At 45.6% G+C, this 248-nt stretch carries 1 protein-coding gene; it reads left to right on the plus strand.

Annotation, left to right across the window (positions count from 1 at the left end; genetic code table 11):
• On the plus strand, positions 1–248 hold a 248-nt coding region (locus DWZ44_RS18940; RefSeq protein WP_243002179.1), incomplete at both ends, for an IS66 family transposase.

Genomic DNA, 248 nt, shown 5'->3' on the forward strand with positions numbered 1-248 from the left:
CGTTTGGCGAAAGCGGTAAACTATGCCCAAAATCGGAAAGACACCCTGATGACTTATCTGGAAGACGGTCATTGCAGTTTGTCCAATAATCTTAGCGAGAATGCAATCAGGCCATTCACTGTCGGCCGGAAGAACTGGCTGTTCAGTGCCAGTCCGAAAGGAGCTGCCTCCAGTGCTATTGTGTATACAATGGTCGAGATGGCAAAAGCGAATGATCTGAATACCTATAAATATCTGACATATCTCTT

Source organism: Blautia sp. AF32-4BH, assembly GCF_003460565.1.
Lineage (GTDB): Bacteria > Bacillota > Clostridia > Lachnospirales > Lachnospiraceae > Fusicatenibacter > Fusicatenibacter saccharivorans.